General features: G+C 67.1%; 17 protein-coding genes. 8 read left to right on the top strand and 9 right to left on the bottom strand.

The window, feature by feature from the left end:
- Positions 1 to 3 precede the first annotated feature (3 nt).
- From ACWF5H_RS07570 to ACWF5H_RS07550, 5 genes are all read right to left on the bottom strand, one after another.
- Complete coding sequence (locus ACWF5H_RS07570; RefSeq protein WP_452036072.1) at positions 4 to 1,488, bottom strand: FGGY-family carbohydrate kinase; 1,485 nt, start codon at positions 1,486 to 1,488, stop codon at positions 4 to 6.
- A 20-nt stretch (positions 1,489 to 1,508) separates the two neighbouring features.
- Positions 1,509 to 2,765 carry a sugar ABC transporter permease gene (locus ACWF5H_RS07565; protein WP_452035920.1) on the bottom strand — a complete coding sequence of 419 codons (1,257 nt, stop codon included), beginning with the start codon at positions 2,763 to 2,765 and terminating at the stop codon, positions 1,509 to 1,511.
- Positions 2,762 to 3,727 (bottom strand): ATP-binding cassette domain-containing protein, encoded by a 966-nt coding sequence (locus ACWF5H_RS07560; protein ID WP_452035919.1) that lies wholly within the window; start codon positions 3,725 to 3,727, stop codon positions 2,762 to 2,764. Before ACWF5H_RS07560 ends, ACWF5H_RS07565 begins: the two co-directional genes overlap by 4 nt.
- A 63-nt stretch (positions 3,728 to 3,790) precedes the next feature.
- Positions 3,791 to 4,882 carry an ABC transporter substrate-binding protein gene (locus ACWF5H_RS07555; RefSeq protein ID WP_452035918.1) on the bottom strand — a complete coding sequence of 364 codons (1,092 nt, stop codon included), beginning with the start codon at positions 4,880 to 4,882 and terminating at the stop codon, positions 3,791 to 3,793.
- Between the two features lie 62 nt (positions 4,883 to 4,944).
- Positions 4,945 to 5,955 carry an NAD(P)-dependent alcohol dehydrogenase gene (locus ACWF5H_RS07550; RefSeq protein ID WP_452035916.1) on the bottom strand — a complete coding sequence of 337 codons (1,011 nt, stop codon included), beginning with the start codon at positions 5,953 to 5,955 and terminating at the stop codon, positions 4,945 to 4,947.
- 377 nt (positions 5,956 to 6,332) lie between these two features.
- On the opposite strand from ACWF5H_RS07550, the gene ACWF5H_RS07545 reads away from it, so the two are divergent.
- From ACWF5H_RS07545 to ACWF5H_RS07535, 3 genes are all read left to right on the top strand, one after another.
- Positions 6,333 to 8,306 carry an APC family permease gene (locus tag ACWF5H_RS07545; protein ID WP_452035915.1) on the top strand — a complete coding sequence of 658 codons (1,974 nt, stop codon included), beginning with the start codon at positions 6,333 to 6,335 and terminating at the stop codon, positions 8,304 to 8,306.
- Positions 8,303 to 9,619 (top strand): class I SAM-dependent RNA methyltransferase, encoded by a 1,317-nt coding sequence (locus ACWF5H_RS07540; protein ID WP_452035914.1) that lies wholly within the window; start codon positions 8,303 to 8,305, stop codon positions 9,617 to 9,619. The genes ACWF5H_RS07545 and ACWF5H_RS07540 overlap by 4 nt, the downstream gene beginning before the upstream one ends.
- Positions 9,620 to 9,895: 276 nt before the next feature.
- Positions 9,896 to 12,757: an aconitate hydratase gene (locus tag ACWF5H_RS07535; protein WP_452035913.1), complete on the top strand. Its 2,862-nt coding sequence runs from the start codon at positions 9,896 to 9,898 to the stop codon at positions 12,755 to 12,757.
- A gap of 393 nt (positions 12,758 to 13,150) precedes the next feature.
- On the opposite strand, the gene ACWF5H_RS07530 is transcribed toward ACWF5H_RS07535, so the two are convergent.
- Positions 13,151 to 13,996: a hypothetical protein gene (locus ACWF5H_RS07530; protein WP_452035911.1), complete on the bottom strand. Its 846-nt coding sequence runs from the start codon at positions 13,994 to 13,996 to the stop codon at positions 13,151 to 13,153.
- 389 nt (positions 13,997 to 14,385) lie between these two features.
- On the opposite strand from ACWF5H_RS07530, the gene dxs reads away from it, so the two are divergent.
- The 3 genes from dxs to ACWF5H_RS07515 are packed head-to-tail and all read left to right on the top strand — an operon-like array spanning position 14,386 to position 17,476.
- Positions 14,386 to 16,371, top strand: a complete 1,986-nt coding sequence (gene dxs / locus ACWF5H_RS07525) for a 1-deoxy-D-xylulose-5-phosphate synthase (RefSeq protein WP_364649850.1) — start codon at positions 14,386 to 14,388, stop codon at positions 16,369 to 16,371.
- Positions 16,368 to 16,919, top strand: coding sequence for a DUF402 domain-containing protein (locus ACWF5H_RS07520; protein ID WP_452035910.1), 552 nt, complete (start codon positions 16,368 to 16,370; stop codon positions 16,917 to 16,919). The genes dxs and ACWF5H_RS07520 overlap by 4 nt, the downstream gene beginning before the upstream one ends.
- Positions 16,916 to 17,476, top strand: a complete 561-nt coding sequence (locus ACWF5H_RS07515) for a hypothetical protein (RefSeq protein WP_452035909.1) — start codon at positions 16,916 to 16,918, stop codon at positions 17,474 to 17,476. Before ACWF5H_RS07520 ends, ACWF5H_RS07515 begins: the two co-directional genes overlap by 4 nt.
- An 86-nt stretch (positions 17,477 to 17,562) precedes the next feature.
- Here the strand turns inward: ACWF5H_RS07515 and ACWF5H_RS07510 are convergent, their stop codons facing one another.
- From ACWF5H_RS07510 to argG, 3 genes are all read right to left on the bottom strand, one after another.
- Positions 17,563 to 18,141, bottom strand: coding sequence for a mismatch-specific DNA-glycosylase (locus tag ACWF5H_RS07510; protein ID WP_452035907.1), 579 nt, complete (start codon positions 18,139 to 18,141; stop codon positions 17,563 to 17,565).
- Positions 18,142 to 18,217: 76 nt separating this feature from the next.
- The gene (locus ACWF5H_RS07505; protein ID WP_452035905.1) at positions 18,218 to 18,637 is read right to left on the bottom strand and encodes a GNAT family N-acetyltransferase; all 420 of its coding nucleotides are present in this window, start codon (positions 18,635 to 18,637) and stop codon (positions 18,218 to 18,220) included.
- Positions 18,638 to 18,735: 98 nt separating this feature from the next.
- Positions 18,736 to 20,163 (bottom strand): argininosuccinate synthase, encoded by a 1,428-nt coding sequence (gene argG / locus ACWF5H_RS07500; protein WP_452035904.1) that lies wholly within the window; start codon positions 20,161 to 20,163, stop codon positions 18,736 to 18,738.
- Positions 20,164 to 20,309: 146 nt separating this feature from the next.
- Here argG and ACWF5H_RS07495 point away from each other — a divergent pair, with 146 nt between their 5' ends.
- Together ACWF5H_RS07495 and ACWF5H_RS07490 are read left to right on the top strand one after the other, a co-directional pair.
- Positions 20,310 to 21,284, top strand: a complete 975-nt coding sequence (locus ACWF5H_RS07495; protein WP_452035903.1) for an aldo/keto reductase — start codon at positions 20,310 to 20,312, stop codon at positions 21,282 to 21,284.
- Positions 21,285 to 21,529: 245 nt separating this feature from the next.
- Positions 21,530 to 22,303, top strand: a complete 774-nt coding sequence (locus tag ACWF5H_RS07490) for a cyclase family protein (RefSeq protein ID WP_452035901.1) — start codon at positions 21,530 to 21,532, stop codon at positions 22,301 to 22,303.
- The last annotated feature ends 7 nt before the right edge of the window (positions 22,304 to 22,310 follow it).

Raw genomic sequence — 22,310 nt, 5'->3', positions numbered from 1 at the left:
CACTTACTCGTCCGCCGGCTCCTGCAGGGCGGCGAGCACGTGCATGTGCTCACGGTTCGACGGGTACAGGCGCCCGTAGGTGGCGTAGAGCTTTTCGTAGAGCACGGCGGTGGCCCGATCGGGCTCTACTGTCGTCGCCGTCCTGGCCCAGTCGGTTGCTGCGGGCACGGCCCCGGTTCCGATGGCGGCGAGCAGGGCGTCCCCATAGCTGGCACCGATGGTCTGTTCCGGAACCAGCTGATCGCGTCCGGTGATGTTGCTGACAATCTCTGTCCACAGCCTGGCCTTGGTGCCGCCGCCGACGGCTGCAACCCGCCGGATCGATTCGCCGGAGTTCTCCAGGTACTCGAGAATCTGCCGGATGCCGAAGCCGATGCCCTCGTACGCGGCCCGAAACAGGTGGCCGCGGCCGTGGCGCAGCGACAGCCCGGTGATCAGTCCGCGGGCGTCGGGATCGAAGACCGGCGTCCGTTCGCCGGCAAAGTAGGGCAGCAGCAGCAGCCCGTCGGATCCCGGGGGAGTAGCGGCGGCCTCGGCCACCAACTGCTCGAAGGGGACATCGCCGAACAGCCGCTGCAGCCAGGTGGTCAAGCTGCCGGACGTGGACATCCCCGCGGCCAGCGTCAGCGATCCCGGGTCCACCCCGGCCGTGGTCCAGAGCTTGGGTTCGGCGCGGAACTCCCCGAGGACCTGGACGAAGAACATGGTGGAGCCGTACATCAGCATCAGGTCGCCCGGCTGCCGGACGCCGGCGCTGAACGCCTCGGCCCAGGCGTCCACGGTACCTGCGCAGACCGGCACGCCTTCCGGCAGCCCGGTTGCCTCGGCCGCTTGGCGATGGATGCGGCCGCACACTTCGGCCGGCCACGCCAGCAGGGGCTGCGGCAGGTGGGCGGCGACGGCGTTGTACCGTTCCGGATGCCACCGGTTGCCACGGAGGTCGTAGAGCGGATCGCATTGGCTGGCAGTGTGGTGGTCCACCACCAGCTCGCCAGTCAGCTTGGCCAGGAGGAAGGAGTTCAGGCTGTGCCAGTTCCGGGCGCGGGCAAAGACCTCCGGTTCCCGGTTGCGCAGCCAGCGGAGCTTCGGTCCCACGGCCTGGGACGAGAGTACCTTCCCTGAATCGAGAAAGATCGCCTCGGCGCCGAACTCCTCGGTGAGCTCGCGGATCTCGACGACGGCGCGCGCGTCGATTCCGTAGAGGATCGCCGGACGCAGCGGGGTCAGGTTCTCATCCGTGACGACCAGGCAGGGACCCATCGCGCTGACGCACACGCCGGCGAGCGCACCGGCGTCGTTCCGGGAGAAAAGTTCCCGGCAGAGCCGGACCACCTCCGCCCACGCCCCGCCCTCGGCGTCGAACTCCGCCCAGCCCGGCCGCGGGTAGGAAACGTCGTGCATCACCGTTGCGCTGTCCAGGACCGTGCCCTCGGCGTCCGTCAGCACCGCCTTGCTGCTGCCGGTGCCGATATCGACGCCGAGGAACATATCGCTCAAACGGCCCGCCACTAGGCGCGGCCGTGCGAGGTGCGGGACTTGCGCGATACGGCGTCGAGGATCACGGCCAGCAGCAGCACCAGACCGGTGATCATGTAACGGAACGACGACTCAAGGTTAAGCAGTGTCAGGCCGCTGGAGATGGACTGGATGACCAGGATGCCCAGCAGCGCGGAGAACGCCGAACCGCGGCCGCCGAACAGGCTGGTCCCGCCGATCACCGCGGCGGCGATGGCGTTCAGGTTCACGTCGCCGGTGCCGCTGCTCTGCGCCGAAGCGGCCAGCCGGCCGGCGGCCAGCATGCCGCCGACGGCCGCGAACGTCGAGCACAGGACGAAGATGGACACATAGATGCGGTTAACGCTGATGCCGGCCCGCCGCGCCGCTTCCCGGTTGCCGCCGACGGCGTAGACGGAGCGGCCCCACTGGGTCCGGGTGAAGGCGTAGTGCATGACCAGGACCAGGGCGGCGAAGAAGACGAACATCCAGCCGACCCCGCGGGCCTGGTTCAGGTACCACACCGCGAATATCAGGATCACGGCCAGCACGACTGTCTGAACCAGGACCAGACGCATCGGCCGCCCGGAGAGGCCAGCCTTCACCCGCTGGCGGGAGAGCGTGAGCTGGCTGAAGAAGAAGCCGAGCACGCCGAGGATGGCCAGCACGTAGGACAGCCAGGCCGGCACGAACGCCGTCTGGCCAAACCAGACCAGGAAGGAATCGAACGGCAGGTTGATGGTCCCCTCGACGCCGAGCACGAACAGCTGCACGCCGAGGAAACCGAGCAGGCCGGCCAGCGTGATCACGAAGGACGGCACCCCGAACTTGGTGTACACCAGCGAATAGACCAGCCCGATGACGGCGCCGGCCGCCAGCGCAGTCAGGACCGCCAGCCAGATCGGCCAGTCCAGCTTGATGAATGTGACGCCCACGATCGCCGCCGACAGGCCGCTGACCGAGCCCACGGACAGGTCGATCTCGCCGACCAGCAGGACGCAGACGATGCCCAGCGCAATGACGCCGACGGCGGCGCTTTCCAGCAGCAGGTTGACCAGGTTGGCGCTGGAGAGGAAGAACGGGTTGAGGGCCTGGAAAATGGTCCAGATGATCAGCAGTCCCACGATGATGGGCAGCACACCCAGATCGCCGCCGCGGACCCGGTTGACCCCGACCTTGACGGCGCCCTTGAAGCCCTCGGTCCGGATCAGCCGTTCATCCTGCAGGTCGGTGGCCATCGGGGCTACTGGGGTGGCTGGATTCGTTGTCATGGTACGGTCCCTTCTTCCGGTTCTGCCCCGGATCCCGGTTGCCCCGTGCTGCCGGCCGCCTGACCGGGCGGCAGCGAGCCGCCACCTGGTCCGTCTAGCCCGCCCGGCCCGCCAGGTCCGGCCGACCCGTCGTCCTCAGTTGCCGGTCCTCCCGCGCTCGCCGAGGCCGCGGCACCGGTCTGTGCGGCGCGCTGGGTCACCACGTTGTCGGTGGCGCCGGTGATGGCGGCGATCAGGTCGTCGGTTGAGACGTCCTTCATCCGGAACGTGCCGTTGTTCTTCCCCAACCGCAGCACCGCAACACGGTCGGCGACGGCTTGGACGTCCTGCATGTTGTGACTGATCATGATCACCGCGAGGCCGTTTTCGCGCAGCCGCTCCACCAGGTTCAGCACCTCGGCCGTCTGCGCCACGCCGAGGGCGGCCGTGGGCTCGTCGAGGATGATGAGCTTGGGGCTGCCCAGCAGCGACCGGGCAATGGCAACGGTCTGCCGCTGGCCGCCGGAGAGGGAGGCGACGGCGATGCGGACGGAGGGGATCTTTGCCGACAGCTGCCGCAGGAGCTTCCAAGACTGGACCTCCATCTCCACTTCGTTCAGCCGCCAAGGCCCCAGCTCGCGGCCGAGGAAAAGGTTGTCGACGACGGTGAGGTTGTCGCAGAGGGCGAGGTCCTGGAAGACCGTGGCGATGCCCAGCTGAATAGAATCGACCGGCGTATGGATGGTCACGTCCTTACCGTCAAAGTTCACGGTGCCGGTGTCCTGCGGATGCACGCCCGCGAGGATCTTGACCAAGGTGGACTTCCCGGCGCCGTTGTCGCCGACCAAGGCAACAACTTCGCCGGCATGGACGTCCAAGGCGATATCCGACAAGGCTGCAACGGCACCGAAATGCTTGCTCACGCCTCGCATGGACAGCACCGGAGCGGCTGCCTCCGTCCGTTCCGCTGACACAGTGGACACTGCCTTCCCCTTTCCTTACGACGGCGGCGCTGCCGGGTCGCGGCACCGCCGTCGGCCGCTGAGCTACTTGATGCCGAGGTCGTCGCAGCCCTTCTTGTATTCACCGGTGCAGACTTCTTCAGGCTTGTAGATGCCGCCGTCGAAAATCACTTCCTTGACGTTGTCTTTCGTGACCACCGTCGGCACGAACAGCGCCGCGGGAGTTTCGAAGAGCGTCGCGTCGGGTTCCGGGGTCTCGCCGTTGAGCAGCTGGACTGCCACCTCGGCCGACTTCTCGGCAACGATCTTGATGGGCTTGGAGATCGTGTTGTACTGGTCGCCGCTGATGATCCGCTGGATCGCGGCGACCTCGGCGTCGTTGCCGGTGACCGGCGGCATGGGCGTCACACCTGCGGCCTTCAGGGCGGCGATCGAACCGCCGGCGGTGCCGTCATTGGCGGCCACAATGCCGGTGATCTCTTCACCAAACTGGGTGATCTGGCCGGCGACCCAGTCCTGGGCCTTCGATGGCTGCCACTCCGGGGTGTCATAGGAGGCCAGCACCTTGTGGTCGCTGGCATCGACGGCTTCCTTCGCGCCTTCCTTGATCAGCTGCGCGGCCCGGTCGGTGGGGGAGCCGTTGACCATCAGCACGCCGCCGGTCTTGTCGCCGTCGGAATCGAGTTTTTCGACCAGGTCCGTGGCAATGAGGTTGCCGATCTTCTTGTTGTCGAAGGAAACGTAGAAGTCCGCCGGGGTGTCCGGGACCGGCCGGTCGTAGGTGACCACCTTGATGCCCTGGCCCTTTGCGGTGCTGACCAGCGAGGCGGCGGCGGTGCTGTCCACCGCGTCCAGGACCAGCACCTTGACGCCCTGGGTGATCATGGCGTTGGCCTGCTGCTGTTGCTTGTTCGCGTCGCCGTCGGCGTTCTGGTAGAGCACTTCACAGCCGGGGCACAGCTCCATGACCTTGGCCTTGAACAACGGGCTGTCCTGCTGCTCGTAGCGGGTCGAGGCCCGGTCCGGCATCAGGAACGCAATCTTGCCCTCGGTCTGGCCGCCGGTGCTGCCTCCGCTGGCACCGCCGCCGCCTCCGCCGCCTCCGCAAGCGGTCATGCCGGCTGCCAGAAAGAGGGCAGTGGTCAGGCCCAGGATTCCTTGTGTGTACTTCTTCATCGGAACTCCTCTGTACTGGTGGTGTGCCGCATTGCCATTCTTTGCGTTTCGGGCAGCCGCGGTCAGAGTCGCTGGGGGTAGATCATCGCCTTGAGCGATTCGGGTTCGGTGGAAGTGTTTTCCAGTGCGGCCGCGGTCTGCGGCAGCGAAAAGCTGTGCGTCACCAGTCCCTCCAGGTTGATCCGGCCGGAGGAGACCAAGGCGATGCCCAACGGCCAGGTGTCCTTGTACCGGTTCACCATCGAGATGGTGATCTCTTTCCAGTTGAGCGTGGACAGCGGCAGCGGCACTTCTTCGGTTTTGGCCAACCCGATGACGGCGGCCCGCCCTGCCTCCTGCAACCGGCCGAGCCCGGAGGCGAGGACGCCGGGGGCGCCGGAACATTCAAGCAGCACGTCAAAGGTCCGCGAGGTCGGTGCATCGCTTTTCTCCACGGCAAATCCGTGGTCGCGGGCGACGCCGAGCCGGTAGTCGGAAATGTCCGTGAGCGTGACGCTCCCGGCACCGAGGGCCCGGGCCGCTTCGGCGGCCAGCAGGCCAACCGGCCCGGCACCGGTGATCAGCACGTCGTCGCCGGCCTGAAGGTTCGCCCGCTGGCAACCCCACAGCCCCACGGACAGCGGCTCGAGCAGCGCACCGTCCTCGTAGCTCATCGAATCCGGTATCGGGAAGTAGCAGCGGGCGTCCATGGCCAGGTACTGCAGCAGCGCGCCGTCGTAGGGCGGGGTGGCCAGGAACTCCAGGTTGGGACACAGATGGTAGCGGCCCGCCCGGCATTCGTCGCAGCTGCGGTCCGGTGTGCCCGGCTCGACGGCCACCCGGTCTCCGACGTGGACGTTGTCCACCGCTTCGCCGACGGCGACCACTTCGCCGGAGACTTCGTGGCCCAGGATGAACGGGCCGTCAACCACGAAAGGGCCGATCTTCCCGTAGCGGTAATAGGCGACGTCCGAGCCGCAGACCCCCACCGCTTCCACCCGGATCACGGCCTGGCCCGGGCCGGGCTCGGGCATCGGGCGCTCCTGAATCTCGATGCGGTTCAGGCCGGTCATCACGGCGGCTGCGTTGCCCATCAAGACTCCTTTTCAACCAGTCCGGCGTCGAACGGCCCCGGACGCTGGTGTGAGTCAGCGCACATTGACACGCACATGCTAACCCCGGCAGAGGTGCCGTGGCTATGAAATCGCAGAGCGGAGTTTCTCCAGCCTCGTCAGATTCCGGCCGGGCAGGTTCAAGCGGGGAGGTTGGCCAGCTACCGCGCCCAAGGGTGGCCAGCTCCGGTGCTCCAGCCGCCCGCCGTGGCCGGGGGCGTTCCGATGTTTGATTCTCGGGGCGCCGGGACACCGGACCGGCGGTCTGTCCCGCCGCGACAGCTGGCGTCGATTAGCTGGCATAGACTCGGAGCCGTGAAGAATTGGCTCATGTTATTGCCTGTCGCATCGAGCGAAACGTGCTGACATTTTTCGACGCCCTCAAGCGGGTGTTGGTGGGCAAGCCATTCCGCACCGACCGGCTGAAACAGGAAGCGCTGCCGCGCCGGTTCGCGGTGCCGGTCTTCTCCGCGAATGCGCTCTCCTCGGTGGCCTATGCCCCGGACGAAATCCTGCTCACGCTGGCCCTGGCCGGAGTAGCCGCCATAGCGATCGCCCCGTGGGTGGGCCTGGCCGTCATGATGGTGCTGCTGGTGCTGGTGGCCTCCTACCGCCAGAGCATCCATGCGTACCCGGTGGGCGGCGACTATGAGATAGCCACCAGGAACCTGGGCAGATCGGCGGGCATCACCGTGGGCTCCGCCCTGATGCTGGACTATGTGCTCACCGTGGCAGTGTCTATGTCCTCCGCGGCCCACTATCTGGTGTCCGCCATCCCGGTGCTGAACGGTTGGCAGCCCGGGGCGGCCGTGGCCGGCATCGCGGTGCTGGCCCTGCTGCATCTGCGTGGCTTGGCCCGCGGGCGGCGGGCCGTGGCGATTGCCACCTATGTCTTTGGGGGCACAGTGCTGCTGATGTGCCTGGTGGGGTTTGTCCGCGACCTCACCGGAAGTCTCGGTGAGGCACCCAGCGCCGCGTTCGACGTCGTACCGGAACCCGGCATGGAGGCCGGCCTGATGGGTTTGGCCGGCGCACTGCTGGTGCTGCGCGCGTTTTCCACCGGTGCCGCCGCGCTGACGGGTGTGGAGACGCCGGCCAGCAACGTGCCCGCCTTCGAGAAACCGCGGGCCAAAAATGCCGGTTTTGCGCTGCTGATGCTGGGCATCTCCGCGACGGTGATCACCATGGCGGTGATGTACCTGGCCCGCGCCACGCAGGTACGGGTGGTGCAGGTTCCCGCCGAGCAGCTGCGCTTGAACGGGGAGCCACTGCCGGCCGGCTACTTCCAGTCGCCGGTGCTGAGCCAATTGGCGGAAACGGTCTTCGGCGGCGGTGCCTTGCTTTTTTACCTGATGGTGGCGGCCACAGCGGCCATCCTGGTGTTGGCCAGCCACTCGGCGTTCAACGCCTTCCCGCAGTTGGCCTCGATCCTCGCCACCGACGGCTTCCTGCCCCGCCAGCTGCGCACCCGCGGCGACCGGCTCAGCTACAGCAACGGCGTGCTGGCGTTGGCGGCCGCGGCCGTGGTGCTGGTGCTGATCTTCAACGCGGACGTTACCCGGCTGATCCCGCTCTACGTGATTGGCGTCATCGTTTCCTTCACCTGCAGCCAGCTGGGCATGATCCGGCACTGGTCGCGCGAAATCCGGGCCACGCCGCACCGGCCGGTGCGCCGCCGCATGGTGCGTTCCCGAATGATCAACCTGGTGGGCTTCATCCTGACCGTCACGGTGCTGGTGGTGGTGCTGGTCAGCAAGTTCATCTTCGGGGCCTGGCTGGCCGTGCTGGGCATCGTGGTGCTCTGGCTAATCATGCACAGCATTAACCGCCACTACGTCCAGGTGGCCCGCGAGCTCGCAGTCGACCCTGACCAGCCGACCACCGCGCTGCCGTCGCGGGTGCACGCCGTGATTCTGGTCTCGCATGTGCGCAAGCCGGTGCTCCGGGCGCTCGCCTTCGCCCGGGCGTCGCGGCCGTCGCGGCTCGATGCGGTGGTGGTGGATCTGGACCCTGAGCAGACCGAACGAACCGTGAGCGACTGGGAGAAACTCAACGTCCCGGTGCCGATCACGGTGCTGGCCTCCCCGTACCGCGAGACCACCACGCCGATCATCGACTACATCAAAAGCATCCGCAGGGATTCCCCGCGTGAACTGGTGGTGGTCTACATCCCGGAGTACGTCGTGGGACGCTGGTGGGAACAGCTTGTGCACAACCAGACCGCGCTGAGGATCAAGACCCGCCTGCACTTTGAGCCGGGGGTCATGGTGGCCAGCGTGCCGTGGCAGCTGGCATCCTCCGATTCCGCCCGCCGATACCAGGAGCTTCCATGACCAAACCCGCGCCGCAGTTGATTGAACTGACCATCGGTGCGCCCGCGCACGGAGGGCACTTCGTCGCCCGGCACGAGGGCCGCGTGGTTTTCGTCCGGCACGCGCTTCCGGGTGAACGCGTGCTCGCACGGGTGACCGACGGCGGAGCGGACGCAGGCTTCTGGCGCGCGGACACGGTGGAGGTGCTGGAGGCGTCCGCCGACCGGGTGGCGCATCCGTGGGCGCCGGCCGATGCGCTTGCTGCCGCGAAGGCCGGACGGCAGCCGGTAGGCGGCGCCGAATTCGGCCACATTGCGCTGGCCGCGCAGCGCCGGCTGAAAGGCGCGATTTTCGCGGAACAGCTGCAGCGGCTGGCCAAGCTGGACCGGGAGGTGACCGTGGAAGCTCCGGAGGGGGAGTACGACGACGGCCTCGGCTGGCGCACGCGGGCCGCCTTTGGCGTGGGGCCGGACGGGCGCCTGGCCATGCATGCGCACCGGTCCGACGAACTGATTCCGGTCCAGGACATGCCGCTGGCCGTAGATGCCATCAATGACCTGCGGCTGTGGGACCTGGACCTGAGCGGGCTGGAGCGGGTGGAAGTGGCGGCCCCGGCCGATGGCGGCACCCCGCTGGTGCTGCTGGTACCAGCCGCCCGGGCCACGCCGAGGCGGCTGGCGAAGATCGCCGAGCGGATCGAGCCCGGGGTATCGGTGGCGGCTTGGGAGCCGGAGCCGGGCCGGCTCACCCGGCTGCGGGGACGTACCTGGGTGGCCGAAACCAACGGTTCCCACCAGTACCGGGTGACCGGCGAAGGCTTCTGGCAGATCCACCGGCTGGCACCGGCCACCCTCTCGTCGGCCGTGATGCACGGCGTGGCGCCGCGGGCGGGGGAGCGGGTGGCAGATCTGTACGCCGGGGCCGGACTGTTCACGGCGCCGCTGGCCGAGGCCGTCGGTGTCACGGGCAACGTGCTCTCCGTGGAGGGCTCGCCGGCGGCCAGCAAGGATGCGCGGAAAAACCTGCACGGCTTCGGCCAGATCGAGATTGTCCAAGGCAAGGTGGAGCGGGTGCTGCGCTCGCAGGCCCAGGTGCTGGACGCCGTCGTACTTGATCCGCCCCGCGCCGGCGCCGGCAAGGCGGTGGTGCAGGCAGTGGCCTCCCGGAGTCCCCGCGTGGTCGGCTACGTCGCGTGCGATCCGGCGTCCTTCGCCCGCGACCTTGGCTACTTCCTGCAGCTGGGCTGGAACCTCGATTCGCTGCGGGTCTTCGACCTGTACCCCCACACGCATCACATGGAGTCGTTCGCCGTGCTCACGCCCGGCAACAACTGACCCCTGCCGGTCGGTGCCTGACGAGGCCGAACCGCCGATTCCGGGTGTGAGCCAGGCCTCAGGTGGCGTTCCGCTGCCCGCCAACCGGCTAGCAGCTAGGATGGAGGCAGCGGTTCCGGGCGAAGCATCCTGCCTCTGTCCTGTCGATTCTGCGGGCTTCGGCGTGCAAACGGCCCAGAGGCCGAACCCGCAGCGGTCCCTTCACACTTAGGGATGCCTAACTAGCGGGTGGTTGCTGCCCGGACAAAGATAAAGTGTGGCGAGAGGAGTCCTGTTATGAGTAATGTGGACAGCTTCGGTTCCAAAGGCGTCTTGAACGTCGCCGGTGCCGAATACGAAATTTTCCGGCTGAGTTCAGTAGAAGGTGCCGAGAGCCTTCCGTTCAGCCTCAAGGTCCTGCTGGAGAACCTGCTCCGCACCGAAGATGGTGCGAACATCACCGCGGACCACGTCCGCGCCCTGGCCGGTTGGAACCCCGACGCGCAGCCGGACACCGAAATCCAGTTCACCCCCGCCCGCGTGATCATGCAGGACTTCACCGGTGTTCCCTGCGTCGTGGACCTAGCTACCATGCGCGAGGCCGTCAAGGACCTCGGCGGCGATCCGAAGCGCGTGAACCCTCTGGCTCCGGCCGAACTGGTCATCGACCACTCGGTGCAGATCGACGTGTTCGGCAACGCCGGCGCCCTGGAACGCAACATGGAGATCGAATACCAGCGCAACGGTGAGCGCTACCAGTTCCTGCGCTGGGGCCAGACCGCGTTTGAGGACTTCAAGGTTGTCCCGCCGGGAACCGGCATTGTGCACCAGGTCAACATCGAGTACCTGGCCCGCACCATCATGACCCGCGAGGTCGATGGCAAGGTCCGCGCCTACCCGGACACCCTGGTGGGTACCGACTCGCACACCACCATGGTCAACGGCCTGGGCGTGCTCGGCTGGGGCGTCGGCGGCATCGAGGCCGAGGCAGCTATGCTGGGCCAGCCCGTCTCCATGCTGATTCCGCGCGTCGTCGGGTTCAAGCTGACCGGCTCCATCCCGGCCGGCGCCACCGCCACGGACGTGGTGCTGACCATCACCGAGATGCTGCGCAAGCACGGCGTGGTGGGCAAGTTCGTTGAGTTCTACGGCGAAGGCGTGGCCGCTGTGCCGCTGGCCAACCGCGCCACCATCGGCAACATGAGCCCGGAATTCGGTTCCACCGCCGCCATGTTCCCGATCGACGACGTGACCCTCGATTACCTGCGCCTGACCGGCCGGTCCGAGGAGAACATCGCCCTGGTCGAGGCCTACACCAAGGAACAGGGCCTCTGGCACGACCCGTCCCGCGAACTGAAGTTCTCCGAGTACCTCGAACTGGACCTGTCCACCGTGGTGCCGTCCATCGCCGGACCGAAGCGCCCGCAGGACCGGATCGAGCTGACCACGGCCAAGAACCAGTTCCGCAAGGACCTGCAGAACTACGTGGTTTCGGACAACGAAGACGCCCTGGACGAGGCACTCGAGGAGTCCTTCCCGGCGTCGGACGTCCCGGCCATGACTTCCACCGTGCGCCACTCCGCTGCAGCCCTTGCTGCCGGGGCGCAGGCGCAGGAGCGCCCCGCCGGCGGGGCGGCCGCCCAGGGACGCCACGTTGCACTGCCCAGCGACGGCCGCCCTTCCAAGCGCGTGCACGTCAGCATGGAAGACGGACGTGAGTTCGAGCTGGACCACGGCGCGGTCTCGATCGCATCGATCACCTCCTGCACGAATACCTCCAACCCCTCGGTGATGCTGGCTGCGGCCGTGCTGGCCCGCAACGCGGTGGAAAAGGGCCTGGCGTCCAAGCCGTGGGTCAAGACGTCCATTGCCCCCGGGTCCAAGGTCGTCACCGACTACTACGAGCAGTCCGGCCTGATTCCGTACCTGGAGAAGCTCGGCTTCTTCGTGGTGGGCTACGGCTGCGCCACCTGCATCGGCAACTCCGGCCCGCTGGAGCCCGAAATCTCGCAGGCCATCCAGGACAACGACCTCTCCATCACCTCGGTCCTGTCCGGCAACCGTAACTTCGAAGGCCGGATCAACCCGGACGTCAAGATGAACTACCTGGCGTCCCCGCCCCTGGTGGTCGCTTACGCCCTGGCCGGCACCATGGACTTCGACTTCGAGAAGCAGCCGCTGGGCCAGGACACAGACGGCAACGACGTGTTCCTGAAGGACATCTGGCCGAACCCGGTCGAGGTCCAGCAGGTGATCGACTCCTCGATCAACAAGGAGATGTTCGCCAAGGGCTACGAAGGTGTGTTTGAGGGCGATGACCGCTGGAAGGCGCTGCAGACCCCCGAGGGCGACACCTTCGCCTGGGATCCGAACTCCACCTACGTGCGGAAGCCACCGTACTTCGAGGGCATGAGCGCGCAGCCGGAGCCGGTCAAGGACATCAGCGGCGCCCGCGTGCTGGCCAAGCTGGGCGACTCGGTCACCACCGACCACATCTCCCCGGCCGGTTCCTTCAAGTCGGACAGCCCGGCAGGCCGCTACCTGCTGGAGAACGGCGTGGAGCGCAAGGACTTCAACTCCTACGGTTCCCGTCGTGGCAACCACGAAGTGATGATCCGCGGCACCTTCGCCAACATCCGGCTGCGCAACCAGCTGCTGGACAACGTGGAGGGCGGCTTCACCCGCGACTTCAGCCAGACCGGTGGCCCGCAGGCGTACATCTACGATGCGGCGATGAACTACCAGGCTGCCGGCACTCCGCTGGTGGTGCTGGCCGGCAAGGAATACGGCTCCGGCTCGTCCCGCGACTGGGCTGCCAAGGGCACCGCGCTGCTGGGTGTCAAGGCGGTCATCGCCGAAAGCTTCGAGCGCATCCACCGCTCGAACCTGATCGGCATGGGCGTGCTCCCGCTGCAGTTCCCGGCCGGCGAGTCCGCTGCATCGCTGGGCCTCACCGGCACGGAGACCTTCGCCATCTCGGGTGTGACCGCTCTGAACGAGGGCACCACGCCGAAGACGCTGAAGGTCACCGCCACCGCCGAGGACGGCTCCACCAAGAACTTCGACGCCGTAGTGCGCATCGACACGCCAGGTGAAGCCGACTACTACCGCAACGGCGGCATCCTGCAGTACGTGCTGCGCCAGATCTCGGCCAGCTAGTCACTGCATAGCACGTCAACTAAAGGCGGGCGTCCGGGCAACCGGACGCCCGCCTTTGGCGTCCGAGCCTGGTTCCGCCCACCGAGCCTGGTTCCGCCCACCGGGCCTGGCTCCGCCCACCGGGCCTGGCTCCGCCCACCGAGCCTGGTTCCATAACAGGCCGGGCGTGGCAGGTGGAGACGGGGTCAGCCCACCTGTCCCTGCGAAGCATCGGGATCCGGCCTTCAAGAACAGCCGACGCCACATTGGTTCTGCTGGTTCGCCCCCGCTTCAAGGCTGCACCTCGTAATCGCTGACGTTTCGGGGTCATGTGGTGAACCAACCTTGCCCGCCCATCTACGCCCCGGGCCGAATGTGGCGCCGGCTGCTGGGCTCCATCTTGCAGAGGGCCGCTCAGGCGGCCAAGGCCGCACTGGTCGCGGCATGGCAATCCCCGCGTTCGGCGAAGTAGCGGCGTACAGGCACGAGTATTGACCGGGGATAGGCGAGGACCTGTTTGGCCGGTACGACCAGCAGATCGAGTCCCTTGATGGTCAGCTCGTTCCAGCGGCGGCGGTCCTCGGTAAAAGACTGCTCATCGGAGTGGTGCGCCCGGCCATCAATTTCCAGGAGTAATCGACCCTCTACCTCCAGATCCACACGGCCCACGCCGTCGATCCTTCGCTGGCTTACCACGGTATATCCAGCCTCCTGGAGAGCATGCCGCGCCAAAGTTTCCGGGGCGGACTCGGAACCCGGGTTGATGGCCTCGATGACCAGCCCCGCTCGTCTGCTGCCCCTGCCTGCGCTGAGCCGGTGGAGGTCCTCGACCGTCACTAAACTCTTGACCACGGCCGATTCGGCGATCACCAGGGCCTCTGACAATGGCAGGCAAGCCATCACTTGGCGAAGGCAGACTTCCAGCGGCACTACCGGACCGTACGCCTGGCGTAGCCTATGTACTCTGCCGTAGCGGACGTCGAGCACAGACCTAGGGGCGCTGAGGTGCAGGCCATGCTGCCGGTGCACCCATAATCCGTGGGACTGTGCGGCGCTCACACAACCAAGGGATGCACCGGCCCGCACGGCGGCGGTGACCTCCAGCGCGATTCCCTGCAATGCATAGATGCCGTGACCGGGCCGAAAAACGCTGCCCGCCGCCACAGCGCGTGCCAGTTCTCCGGCGCGTACACCCACGTCGTGCAACGCCTTCCATCGCGCGATTCCACCCATCAACTCCAAAGCCGATTCCGCGTCCACATTTGTATCCTGCCCGCCGGGCGTGGACTTGGGAGCCTGCAATCAAATCTGTGGAAAAGCCGGCGCCACATCGAAGACTGAGGTTGAAGGTCAGTCACGGTGGGACCTTTGCGCGGCCCGGTTCCGAGGCCGTGCCGGAATGCCTAGCATCAGCGATGCTGGGTTGTAGGCATCCGATGTGGCGCCGGCTTCCGACGGGCATGAGGGGCGGCGGGCTGGCATGGAAAGAACCACCGCTAGGGCGCCGCAACTCGTCTGCCGGCGAGCGGACACTCCGCCCTTGGCATGGTCCTGCAGACGTGTGTGCACCCTCGCATCGGCGGAACGCAAGGTGCAGGATGGATGGCGGTAGGATTAACCGACGCTTTGTGAAGGAAAGGACCTGCTCTGTGGGATTGCTCGAGACCATCCGCGAGCCGCGCGACCTCCGCCGGATCGACATGGTCCAGTTGCAGGACCTGGCCCAGGAGATCCGCCAGTTTCTGATCACCAACGTCGCACAGACCGGCGGGCATCTGGGCCCCAACCTTGGCGTGGTGGAGCTGACCCTGGGCATCCACCGGGTGTTTGACTCCCCGCACGACAGCATCGTTTTCGACACCGGCCACCAGTCCTATGTGCACAAGCTGGTCACCGGACGGCAGGACTTCGGGACGCTGCGGCAGCAGGACGGCCTCGCCGGCTACCCGGACCGCGCCGAATCGGCTCATGACATCGTGGAAAGCTCGCACGCGTCGTCGTCGTTGTCCTGGGCCGACGGAATTTCCCGGGCCCGCCAGCTGACGGGCGAAGGCGACCGCTACGTCGTCGCCGTGGTGGGCGACGGCGCCCTCACCGGCGGCATGGCATGGGAAGCCGTGAACAACATCGCCGCGGACCGGGACCGGCGCGTGGTGATCGTGGTCAATGACAACGGGCGCTCCTACGCGCCGACCATCGGCGGCCTGGCCGACCAGCTGGCCGCCCTACGCCGGACCACCATCGACAGGGTCCGCACCCACCGCGCCTACGAAGGCACGCTTAACTGGTGGAAACAGAAGCTGCAGTCGGGCGGGCCGGTGGGCCAGTTCGCGTACAAGAGCCTGCACGCCACCAAGAAGGGCATCAAGGACTGGTGGGCGCCACAGGGCCTCTTCGAAGACCTCGGCATGAAGTACATCGGCCCGATCGACGGGCACGATCTGGAGGCCGTCGAGGCGGCACTGTCCCAGGCCAAGAACTACAGCGGACCGGTGATTGTTCACGCGATGACTGAGAAGGGCCGCGGCTATGCGCCGGCCCGCGCCCACGAGGCGGACCAGTTCCATGCCGTGGGCGTGATTGATCCGGAGACCGGCGAGCCGGTTGAATCCGGCGGCCGGAAGTCGTGGACCTCCGTCTTCGCGGACGAGATCGCCGACATTGCCGACGAACGCCGGGACATTGTCGGCATCACCGGAGCCATGCTGATTCCGGTGGGCCTGCAGAAGTTCGCGTCCAAGCATCCGGAGCGCGTTTTCGACGTCGGAATTGCGGAGCAGCACGCGCTGACCAGCGCCGCCGGAATGGCCTACGGCGGGCTGCATCCGGTGGTGGCCCTCTACGCCACCTTCCTGAACCGCGCCTTCGACCAGCTGCTGATGGACGTGGCGCTGCACAAGGCCGGCGTCACCGTGGTGCTGGACCGCGCCGGGGTCACCGGGCCGGACGGACCGAGCCACCACGGCATGTGGGACATGGCGCTGCTGCAGATTGTGCCGGGCCTGCACCTGGCCGCGCCGCGGGACGCCGCCCGGCTGAAGGAAGAACTGCGCGAGGCGGTGGCCGTCAGCGACGCGCCTACCGTGGTCCGCTTCTCCAAGGGATCCGTGGGACCGGACGTGGAGGCCATCGAGCGGCTCAAGGACGGTGTGGACGTCCTGGCCCGCAGGCCATCCAACGGGACCATGCCGATGGATAACGACGTGCTGATCGTCAGCGTGGGCGCCATGAGCGAACTGGCGCTGGATGTCTCCAACCGTCTGGGCGCGCAGGGCATCAGCTCCACCGTGGTGGACCCCCGCTGGGTGCTGCCGGTGGCGCCGTCGCTGATTGGACTCGCCGCCCGGCACCGGATCGTGGTCGTGATTGAAGACGGCGTTCGCGCCGGCGGCGTAGGGTCCCGAATCCGCCAGGAAATGCGGGCGGCCGGCGTGGACACGGCGCTGAACGAAGTGGGGCTGCCGGTCGAGTTCCTGGCCCACGGCACCCGCGGCGAGGTGCTGGAACGCGTCGGCCTGACCGCGCAGCAGGTGGCCCAGGACACCGTCGCGCAGGTGCTGGGCACCAAGGTGCCGTTCGCCCGCCCGCTGCCGGGCCAAGAACTGCCGACCGGCCAGATTCCCAAGATCCAGTGACCGGGCGCATCCCCGCCCAGGCCCAGCCCGGCGACATGGTGGTGTTCCGCAATTGGAAGTACGACGGCGGCGCCCACTGGCTGGTGCCGGGCACCTATCTGGGTGCCGACTCGTTCGGCGACTGGATCTTCCAGCCCGCCGGCTCTTTGGTGGCCCGGCCCGGCGTCGCCTTCTACGCCGCATCCGACGCCGTGCAGTTCCTGCCCCGCGAGGGCAACTTCGTGGCGACGTTCTACGACGACGCTTATCCCGGCGACTTCCGCATCTACATAGACCTGGCCACCGGCATCCGGGTGGACCCGCTGCTACCGGCCGGCTGGGAAGTCCAGGTCACTGACATGGACCTTGATGTGATCCGGACTGCAGCCGGCCGTGTCTACATCGACGACGAGGACGAGTTCGCCGAACACCGCGTCACGATGGACTATCCGGCAGCGCTGGCCGAACAAATCCAGGCCAGCTGCCGCGCGCTCTACGGGCAAGTATTGGCACAGGCCGCGCCGTTCGACGGAACGGCCCTGACGTGGTTAAACAAAGGACGGACATGAGTTTTCTTCGGGTCTACAAAAAGAACGACGACGGTGGGCTGATCTTCCGGGAGGCATGGATCGACGAAGACTACGGCCAGTTCGTGGTCAACCACGGAACCGTCGGGCACCAGAGCACCACACAGGAGAGCAAGAATGTCACGGCGGAGGCCGCCGAGTCACTGATGGACGCCTTCGCCGCGCAGTGCGCGGAAGACGGTTACGCCGAGCTTGTGCCGGGGGAGCAGTCCTGGGTGGTGGCCCAGTATGCCTTGAAGACGGCTGCCGGCGGCGACCGCGACCGCTATCTGGAGGACAAGGCCAAACGCACCATCACGGAGTACTTCGCCTGGCGCGGGCTTGGCACCGTGGAGAAGACCGAGTTTGTCCCGCACAAGCTCAACATCTATGTGATGGCTCCTGACGCGGCCAAAGCCGTGACCGGTCTCAAAGTCTGCCTCCGCGAAGCCAAGCTGGACTACACCAAGCTCAGCATCGGCGTCGCGCCCCACGACAACCTGGCGGCCGTGAAGCAAAAGCATCCGCTGCCGGCCAAGACGGCCTTCAGCTTGGGCTGATACGGGCACTGGCGTCGGAGTTGGCTCAGCCGGGCTTACGTCGGCGCTGGCTTACCGGGTTGGCGCCGGCGCCTTGCCGCGCCGCGCTACCGCGGCTCCGTCGGAATTATGCCTGCAGCCAGGGCCGCCTGGCGGTAGACCGCGGCCAGGCTGGCCACGTTGTGGTGGGCATTGAGGCCGCTCGGATTCGGCACCGCCCAGAGCTCGGCGCCTCCCATCCTTTCCGGCTGGCGGCCCAGCTGTGCCTTGGGCCGCCCAAAGCCCACCCGGTAGGCGCTGATTCCCGCCACCGCCACCACCCGCGGATTGAGCGCTTCGATCATCTCCTCGAGCCGCCGGGCGCCAGCGCGCAGCTCGTCGGGCCCCAATTCGTCCGCCCGGGCCGTTGCCCGCGGGACAATGTTGGTGATGCCGACGCCGCGGGATATCAGATGGTCGCGGTCCTCCTCAGCCATTCCCTCGCCGGCGCGGATTAAATGATCGGTGATGCCGGCTGCAGCGAGGGCAGGATAGAACCGGTTGCCGGGGCGGGCGAAATGCGAGCCGGTGGCTGCCGACCACAGCCCGGGATTGATGCCCACGAACAGCAGGCGAAGGCCCGGGCCCAGGAGGTCGGGGACGAGTGCGTCCTGGAACGCGAGCAGTTCAGTTCTGGTGAAGGCCACCCCATCACTCTATTCACACGGTCGGGTCAAGCGCCCGGTCCTGCCGGTCGGCAACCGGGCTCGTTGCGCTGCCTCTTCAGGTGTAGAGGAGCATGGCGTCCGCGGCGGCACCGAGGTCGGTGAAGCCGCGTGATTCGTAGAGCCTGCGGCCGGGCGGATCGGCTGTGAGGCTGACGTAAGCGCCGCGGGGCGCGCGGGTGCGGATATCGTCGAGCAGGCTGTCGAGCACAGCGGCGCCAATGCCGCGCCGTTGATGGTCCGGCGGGGTAGCCATGTCGGCGATGAGGAAGTACCAACCTCCGTCTCCGATGACGCGACCCATCCCGACCGGTTCGCCGCCGGGACCGACCACATACCTGAACGACCATGACCCCGCGATCGCGGCCTCTGCCTGTTCCGGCGTCCTGAGCGAGAGCCCGCTGCCTGTTCTGAGCCGGATGTAGTCATCGACGGAGGGAGCGGCAGTAACAAGCTGATACGGAGAGCGAAGCGGCACCCTACAAGTTTAGTGGCTTTGCGTAAGCTAGAGGCCCGGCACCCGTGAAGCGGGGGTGCCGGGCCTCTAGCTGCGATCCTGCGGGCAGGACTGCTGGGTCAGTCGGTTCCGGCGTCGAACGCGGCGCGGTCCAGCGCCTCGTCGGCTGCACGGTCGGCCGCGTCCAGCGCTGCGGTGTCCGCGATCTCGGTGGCCCCGCCGGCTTCCAGCGCGCCGACCAGTTCGGCGGTCGGGCCGCCCACCAGGCCCAGCGCGGCGTACTGCTCCAGCCGGGAGCGGGAGTCGGCGATGTCCAGGTTGCGCATGGTCAGCTGGCCGATGCGGTCCAGCGGGCCGAAGGCGGCGTCGCCAACGCGCTCCATGGACAGCTTGTCCGGGTGGTAGCTCAGCGCCGGCCCGGTGGTGTCCAGGATGGTGTAGTCCTCGCCGCGGCGCAGGCGCAGGGTGACCTCGCCGGTGACCGCGGAGCCGACCCACTTCTGCAGCGACTCGCGCAGCATCAGCGACTGCGGGTCCAGCCAGCGGCCTTCGTACATCAGGCGGCCCAGTCGGCGGCCTTCCGCGTGGTAGTTCGCCACGGTGTCTTCGTTGTGGATGGCGTTGAGCAGCCGCTCGTAGGCGATGTGCAGCAGCGCCATGCCCGGTGCTTCGTAGATGCCGCGCGACTTGGCCTCGATGATCCGGTTCTCGATCTGGTCGGACATGCCCAGGCCGTGCCGGCCGCCGATGACGTTGGCCTCGTTGACCAGTGCGACGGCGTCGGCGAACTCGGTGCCGTTGATGGCCACCGGGCGGCCGGCCTCGAAGCGAATGGAAACGTCTTCAGTGGCGATCTCGACGTCTTCGCGCCAGAAGGCCACGCCCATGATCGGCTCGACGGCTTCCAGGCTGGTGCCCAGGTGCTCCAAGGTCTTGGCCTCGTGCGTGGCACCCCAGATGTTGGCGTCGGTGCTGTACGCCTTTTCGGCGGAGTCGCGGTACGGGAAGTTGTGCGCGGTCAGCCATTCGGACATCTCCTGGCGGCCACCCAGTTCGGAGACGAAGTGCGGGTCCAGCCACGGCTTGTAGATGCGCAGCCGCGGGTGGGCCAGCAGGCCGTAGCGGTAGAAACGCTCGATGTCGTTGCCCTTGTAGGTGGAGCCGTCGCCCCAGATGTCCACCCCGTCTTCGCGCATCGCGCGCACCAGCAGCGTGCCGGTCACGGCGCGGCCCAGCGGGGTGGTGTTGAAGTAGGAGCGTCCACCGCTGCGGATGTGGAAGGCGCCGCAGGCCAGCGCGGCCAAGCCTTCCTCCACCAATGCCGGCTTGCAGTCCACCAGGCGGGAGATGTCGGCGCCGTACTCGGCGGCGCGGCCGGGCACCGCGTCAATGTCGGGCTCGTCGTACTGGCCGAGGTCGGCCGTGTAGGTGCAGGGCACGGCTCCGCCGTCGCGCATCCACGCAACCGCAACGGACGTATCAAGTCCACCAGAGAAGGCGATGCCGACGCGTTCGCCGACGGGAAGGGAAGTCAGAACTTTGGCCATGGTTTCGATCATATGTGCAGCGGTACCTAAAGGCAGAAGCGGCAACGCCGACAGCGACTGCGTGACGTGCCGAAAATCACTGGCCCACAGCCTCCCCGGGTAGGATTTGAGGCGGGCCACACACCTCAAGGAAGAAGGATGTATCGATGGAATACCGCCGCCTGGGCAAGTCCGGACTGACTGTCTCCGCCGTGGGGCTCGGCTGCAACAACCTGGGCCGCTCGAATACTCCCACGGAGACCCAAGAGGGCACGAACACCGTGGTGCAGGCCGCGCTCGACGCCGGTGTGACCCTTTTCGATGTCGCCGACACCTACGGGAAGACCCCCGGCCTGAGCGAGGAGTTCCTAGGCAAGGCGCTCGGCGCCCGCCGCGACGACGTAGTGGTGGCCACCAAGTTCGGCATGGACATGCACGGCGCCAATGGCGAGGACTTCGGCGCACGCGGCTCACGGCGCTACATCGTCAGGGCCGCAGAGGCGTCCCTGCGCCGGCTGGGAACGGACTGGATCGACCTCTATCAGTTCCACACTCCTGACCCGATGACGCCGATCGAAGAAACGCTCGCTGCGCTGGATGATCTGGTCCGGGCCGGCAAGGTACGCTACATCGGCCATTCCAACCGGGCCGGCTGGCAGATCGCCGAAGCCGAGTTCGCGGCGCGCATGGGCGGCTACACGCCGTTCATCTCCAGCCAGAACCACTACAACCTGCTGGACCGTCGGGCGGAACTCGAAGTCACGCCCCCCGCCGAAGCATATGGGCTAGGGGTGCTGCCGTACTTCCCGCTGGCCAACGGACTGCTGACGGGCAAATACAAGGATGGGAAGGCGCCGGAGGGCAGCCGGCTGACTCACTCGCGCACCAACCTGCTCAAGGACGCCGACTGGGAGCAACTGGGCGCGTTCTCCCGCTTTGCCGCCGACCGCGGGCTGAAGGAGATCGAGGTGGCGTTCTCCTGGCTGGCCTCCCGGCCCTCCGTGGCGTCGGTGATCGCCGGTGCCACCAAACCGGAGCAGATCCGCCAGAACGCCGAATCGGCAGGCTGGCAGCCCACGGACGAAGACCTCGCCGAGCTGGACGGGATCTTCCCCACCGTGCCCAAGGCCGCGCTGTTCTAAACGGCGCGGTGGCTTGAGCCGCCTGAGCGGGCGGGGTGCCAGGCTTTCTGATGGCTGCTTGTGTTACGCCGGCCGCGGGATCGCGGGCGTAACACAAGCAACGCTTGCCCGGGGAGGGCAAGATGGGTGCAACGGCGGCCGCAAAGTCGCGGGCGCCGATCTCCCGTTGCATGACCTGCCGAACCGCGCACCCAGCAGCGCTGTGCGTTGTCCGAAGGTCGTCTGCCGTGACGAAAGTGAAGTCCATGAGCCAACTGACCGACCTGCTCGCCTCCCTGTCCACCGGACGGATCGAGCTGATCGACTTGACCAACAAGCTGTCCGCCCAGACGCCCACGCTGCGGCTGCCGGACCCGTTCGCGAACCTGATCGACTTCAGCCTCGAGGAAATCGCGGCGTATGACGACCGCGGCCCCATGTGGAAGCACCAGAACATCCACACCGGCGAGCACATCGGCACGCACATCGATGCGCCCATCCACTGGGCCACCGGGCGGGAAGGCGACGACGTCGCCCAGTTGCCGTTGCCGCGGCTGGTGGGCCCCGCCGTCGTGCTTGATTTCTCCGCCGAAGCAGCCGGGGACCCGGACTTCCTGCTGGATGTCCACCACGTCCGGGCGTGGGAGGATCAGCACGGGCCCATTCCGGACAACGCGTGGGTGCTCTTCCGCACCGGCTGGGATGCCTACGCCCAGGACCAGGAGAAGTTCCTCAACGCGGACGACGCCGGTTCCCACACTCCGGGGTTCACCGTTGAGTGCGCGCGGTGGCTGGCCGAGGAGACGAAGATTTCCGGCGTGGGTGTGGAGACGGTTGGGATCGATGCCGGCAACGCGGGTGCGCTGGATCCGATCTTCCCGATGCACCACTACCTGATGGGCAACAACAAATACGGCATCACCTCGCTGCAGAACCTGGCCCAGCTGCCCACCACCGGCGCCGTGATCGTGGTGGCGCCGCTGCCGATCGTCGGCGGCACGGGCAGCCCCGCCCGGATCTTCGCCATGGTCGAGCGGTAAGGGCCGG

Source organism: Arthrobacter sp. NPDC055138, from assembly GCF_053607305.1.
Note: the sequence above shows the minus strand (reverse complement) of the source record. Positions and strands in the feature narration are given on the sequence as shown.

Excerpts from the sequence above, each read along its gene's own strand:
- ACWF5H_RS07490 (WP_452035901.1), top strand. The coding sequence starts at position 21,530 with ATGAGCCAACTGACCGACCTGCTCGCCTCCCTGTCCACCGGACGGATC.
- ACWF5H_RS07540 (WP_452035914.1), top strand. The coding sequence starts at position 8,303 with ATGACCAAACCCGCGCCGCAGTTGATTGAACTGACCATCGGTGCGCCC.
- ACWF5H_RS07570 (WP_452036072.1), bottom strand. The coding sequence starts at position 1,488 with ATGTTCCTCGGCGTCGATATCGGCACCGGCAGCAGCAAGGCGGTGCTG.
- ACWF5H_RS07495 (WP_452035903.1), top strand. The coding sequence starts at position 20,310 with ATGGAATACCGCCGCCTGGGCAAGTCCGGACTGACTGTCTCCGCCGTG.
- ACWF5H_RS07550 (WP_452035916.1), bottom strand. The coding sequence starts at position 5,955 with ATGGGCAACGCAGCCGCCGTGATGACCGGCCTGAACCGCATCGAGATT.
- ACWF5H_RS07555 (WP_452035918.1), bottom strand. The coding sequence starts at position 4,882 with ATGAAGAAGTACACACAAGGAATCCTGGGCCTGACCACTGCCCTCTTT.
- ACWF5H_RS07565 (WP_452035920.1), bottom strand. The coding sequence starts at position 2,765 with ATGACAACGAATCCAGCCACCCCAGTAGCCCCGATGGCCACCGACCTG.
- ACWF5H_RS07515 (WP_452035909.1), top strand. The coding sequence starts at position 16,916 with ATGAGTTTTCTTCGGGTCTACAAAAAGAACGACGACGGTGGGCTGATC.
- ACWF5H_RS07535 (WP_452035913.1), top strand. The coding sequence starts at position 9,896 with ATGAGTAATGTGGACAGCTTCGGTTCCAAAGGCGTCTTGAACGTCGCC.
- argG (WP_452035904.1), bottom strand. The coding sequence starts at position 20,163 with ATGGCCAAAGTTCTGACTTCCCTTCCCGTCGGCGAACGCGTCGGCATC.